Annotated in this window: 4 protein-coding genes; 1 reads left to right on the top strand and 3 read right to left on the bottom strand. The window is 64.3% G+C overall.

What is annotated here, in order from left to right; translation table 11 throughout:
- Both AC1DSN_RS19635 and AC1DSN_RS19640 read right to left on the bottom strand, forming a co-directional pair.
- The coding region (locus tag AC1DSN_RS19635) for an HAD hydrolase-like protein (protein ID WP_477332364.1) at positions 1-630 on the bottom strand (630 nt) is incomplete at its 3' end.
- Positions 630-1,811: a phosphoglycerate kinase gene (locus AC1DSN_RS19640; protein WP_477332366.1), complete on the bottom strand. Its 1,182-nt coding sequence runs from the start codon at positions 1,809-1,811 to the stop codon at positions 630-632. The genes AC1DSN_RS19635 and AC1DSN_RS19640, both read right to left, overlap by 1 nt.
- 85 nt (positions 1,812-1,896) lie before the next feature.
- On the opposite strand from AC1DSN_RS19640, the gene maiA reads away from it, so the two are divergent.
- Positions 1,897-2,544, top strand: a complete 648-nt coding sequence (gene maiA / locus AC1DSN_RS19645) for a maleylacetoacetate isomerase (RefSeq protein WP_477298037.1) — start codon at positions 1,897-1,899, stop codon at positions 2,542-2,544.
- Between the two features lie 124 nt (positions 2,545-2,668).
- Here maiA and AC1DSN_RS19650 read toward each other — a convergent pair whose 3' ends face one another.
- Complete coding sequence (locus AC1DSN_RS19650; protein ID WP_063571348.1) at positions 2,669-3,778, bottom strand: PilT/PilU family type 4a pilus ATPase; 1,110 nt, start codon at positions 3,776-3,778, stop codon at positions 2,669-2,671.
- Between the last annotated feature and the right edge of the window lie 162 nt (positions 3,779-3,940).

The following is a 3,940-nucleotide window of genomic DNA, read 5'->3' on the forward strand; positions in this document are numbered from 1 at the left end:
GGTGTACGTCGCGATATCGGCCGGCTTGTCGGCAATCTTCCACGCGCCCGCGCCTTCCAGCTCTCGGCGATCGCCAAAGCCCCAGAGCACGCCGATGCCCCGCACGCCATTGGCGACGGCGCCTTCCATGTCGTAAAGACGGTCGCCGATCATGATCGTGTCTTCGGCCGGCTGGTCGAAGTCGGCGAGCGCGGCGGCGATCATCGTGGCCTTCTCGCTGTGCGCAGTGGACAGGTCGGGTGCGTAGACGCGCTCGAAGAAGTGGCCGAAGGGCAGGTGGGCGATGATCGGGCCAGCATGGGGGAGGGRCTTGCTGGTGACGACGGCGAGGCGATGGCCGGCAGCAGACAGCGAAGCGATCAGTTCGGGAATACCGTCGTACACGGTGTGTTCCGACCAGCCCACATCGCGGAAGCGCTCGCCGTACGCCGCCACGGCGGCTTCGATGCGTTCGTTGTCGTCGCCGAGAATGGCGGCATAGCTTACGCGCAGCGGCGGGCCAACCCAGGCCCGCAAGGCGGCGTCATCCGGCGACTCCGCGCCGACGGCCGCCAGGGAATGGCGTACGCCGGCGAAGATGCCGATTTCAGAGTCGATGAGGGTGCCATCGAGATCGAAGAGGAAGAGCATTACTGCTTCTCCGCCCGGGCCTTCAGCGCGACGACGGCCGGCAGTTCCTTGCCTTCGAGGAACTCGAGGAAGGCGCCGCCGCCGGTGGAGATGTAGGAGACGCCGTCTTCGATGCCGTATTTATCCACGGCCGCCAGCGTGTCGCCGCCGCCGGCAATGGAGAAGGCTTTCGAGGCGGCAATCGCGCGGGCGAGTGTTTCGGTGCCTTTGCCGAAGGCGTCGAATTCGAACACGCCGACGGGGCCGTTCCAGACGACCGTGCCCGCCTTGGCGATCAGTTCGGCGTAGCGCTTCGCGGTGTCGGGACCGATGTCGAGGATCATCTCGTCGTCGGCGACCTCGGTCACGTTCTTGATCGTGGCTTTCGCGGTGGCGGAAAACTCGGTGGCGACGATCACGTCGGTGGGCACCGGCACGTCGGCGCCACGCGACTTGGCGTCGGCGATGATCTTCTTCGCGATGTCGAGCAGATCGGCTTCGACCAGCGACTTACCGACCTTGTGGCCTTCGGCGAGGATGAAGGTGTTGGCGATGCCACCGCCGACGATGAGCTGATCCACACGACCGACGAGATTCTGCAGCAGTTCGAGCTTGGTCGACACCTTGGAGCCGGCGACGATGGCCAGGAGCGGCTTGTCCGGGTTTTCCAGAGCCTTGCCCAGCGCGTCGAGTTCCTTTGCCAGCAGCGGGCCGGCGGCGGCGATCGGAGCGAAGCGAATCACACCGTGCGTGGAGGCCTGGGCGCGATGCGCTGTACCAAAGGCGTCCATGACGAAGACATCGCACAGCGCGGCGTACTTCTTCGACAGGGTCTCGTCGTCCTTGCCTTCGCCGGCATTCATGCGGCAATTCTCGAGCACCACCACTTCGCCCTCGGCGACCTCGACACCATCGAGGTAGTCGCGCACGAGACGGACGTCCTTGCCGAGCTTCTTGCCCAGCCACTCGGCGACCGGCTTGAGCGAGGAGGCTTCATCGAACTCGCCTTCCTTCGGCCGGCCCAGGTGGGAGATGACCATGACCTTCGCGCCGGCGTCGCGCGCGGCGACGATGGTCGGCAGGGAAGCATCCAGGCGCTGGGTGGAGGTGATCTTTCCGTTTTCGACCGGGACGTTGAGGTCCTCGCGGATCAGGACGCGCTTGCCGCGCAGGTCGAGGTCTTGCATGCGGATGACGGACACGTTGGACTCCAGGTTCGGTTCGGAGAAACGCCCATTGTAATTGGGGGGCGATCTAGAATCCGCCTCGTTCTCACAAGGAAGCCCCATGGCCATCGTCCTCTATACCTACTGGCGCTCCAGCGCTGCCTACCGTGTCCGGATCGCCCTGAACCTTAAGGGCCTGCCGTACGAGGCCCGTCCGGTGCACTTGATCAACGAAGGCGGTGAACACCTCAAGCCCGCCTACCGCGAAATTTCCCCCCAGGCCCAGTTGCCGACCCTGCTCGATGGCGACCGCACGATCCGCCAGTCCATGGCCATCCTGGAATATCTGGACGAGACCCGCCCCGAGGTTCCGCTCATGCCGGGCGACGCGCTGGGCAGGGCGCGTGTCCGGGAGCTGATGCAGGCCGTGGGCACGGATATCCACCCGCTGGGGAACCTGCGCGTCCTCAGAGCCATTGAGGCGGAGTTCGGTGCGGACCAGCCGGTCAAGGAGGCGTGGTCGCGGCGCTGGATCAAGCAGGGCTTCGATGGCATCGAGGCGTTGCTGGCGCAGGGGCCGTCGGGACGCTTCAGTTTCGGGGACACGCCGACCCTGGCCGATTGCTGCCTGGTGCCGCAGTTCTACAACTCGGTGCGTTGGGGCGTGGACCTGGCGCCCTACCCGACGATCCGCCGGGTGGTCGAGGCATGCCAGGCGCTGGAAGCGTTCCAGCAGGCCGCGCCCGAGGCGCAGCCGGACGCCCAGTAAGGCGGGGCAGGTGATGTAGGAGCCGATTCATCGGCGATCCCGCGGCAGCGGGCCAGATGTGGCGGCAGTCATCGTTGCCGCGAGCACCCATCGCCGATGAATCGGCTCCTACACAGAAGAGCCCTTAAACCCCGATACCGTACGGATCGCTCGATGCAAACTCGTTGCTCGACGAACCCTCGGACAGGCGGATCTTCAGGGCCAGGCCATCGCGCGAGTCGGCCTTGTTCAGGGTTTCTTCGAGCGTGATGTGGCCGTCCTTGAACAGCCGGTAGAGCGACTGGTCGAAGGTCTGCATGCCTTCCTGCAGGCTGCGGTCCATGGCGTCCTTCACCTCGTGGATCTGGCCGCGGCGGATCATGTCGCGGATCAGCGGGGTGTTCAGCAGCACCTCGGTCGCCGGCATGCGGCGGCCGTCCTTGCCGATCACCAGACGCTGGCTGATCACCGCACGCAGGTTCAGGGCGAGGTTCATCAGCACGTTCTTGTGCGAGGCCTCCTGGAAGAAGTTCAGGATGCGCTCGAGCGTCTGGTCCGCATTGTTCGAATGCAGGGTGGCCAGGCACAGGTGACCGGTTTCCGAGAAGGCGATGGCGGCCTCCATGGTCTCCGTGTCGCGGATCTCGCCGATCATGATCACGTCCGGCGCCTCACGCATCGCGTTCTTCAACGCCTCGTGGTAGCTGTGCGTGTCCAGGCCCACTTCACGCTGGTTGATGATCGAGCGCTTGTGGCGGTGCAGGTACTCGATGGGATCCTCGATGGTGAGGATATGGCCCGAGCTGTTGTTGTTGCGGTGGTCCAGCATGGCGGCCAGCGTGGTCGACTTGCCCGACCCCGTGGCACCGACGCAGAGGATCAGCCCGCGCGGCTCCATGATCAGGTCACGGAAGATCGTGGGCAGGCGCAGTTCTTCAAGCGACGGAATCTCGCTCTTGATGGCACGGATGACCATGCCGATCTCGCCGCGCTGCTTGAAGACGTTGATGCGGAAGCGCCCCGCCTCTTTCACGGCCAGGGCCATGTTGAGCTCGAGATCGCGCTCGAACTGGGGCACCTGGCCCTCGTCCATGAGCGAATAGGCGATTTTCTTGACCATGCCGCTGGGCAGGCCTGTGTTTCCTAACGGGTAGAGCTTGCCTTCCACCTTGATGTTCACAGGGGCACCGGTCGTCAGGAACATGTCCGACGCGCCCTTGTCCACCATTAGCTTCAGGAAATAACCGATATCCACCTAAACCCCCGGGCGTTCGCATTACAATCGAGACGAGGTCTCCCTAGACCTTCATATATCGACAATATCTCGCAAACCTGTAAGAGGATAACGAGTGATGGTGCACATCTTGCCGTCGAAAGCCCTTTCCAAGGGCCGCCGGCTCCTCGCCCTGGCCTCCCT

The sequence above is a fragment of the Luteibacter sp. P4_D7_3 genome, from assembly GCF_056401735.1.

Bases quoted from the DNA above. Each gene is read 5' to 3' on its own strand.
- maiA (WP_477298037.1), top strand. From the start codon at position 1,897: ATGGCCATCGTCCTCTATACCTACTGGCGCTCCAGCGCTGCCTACCGT.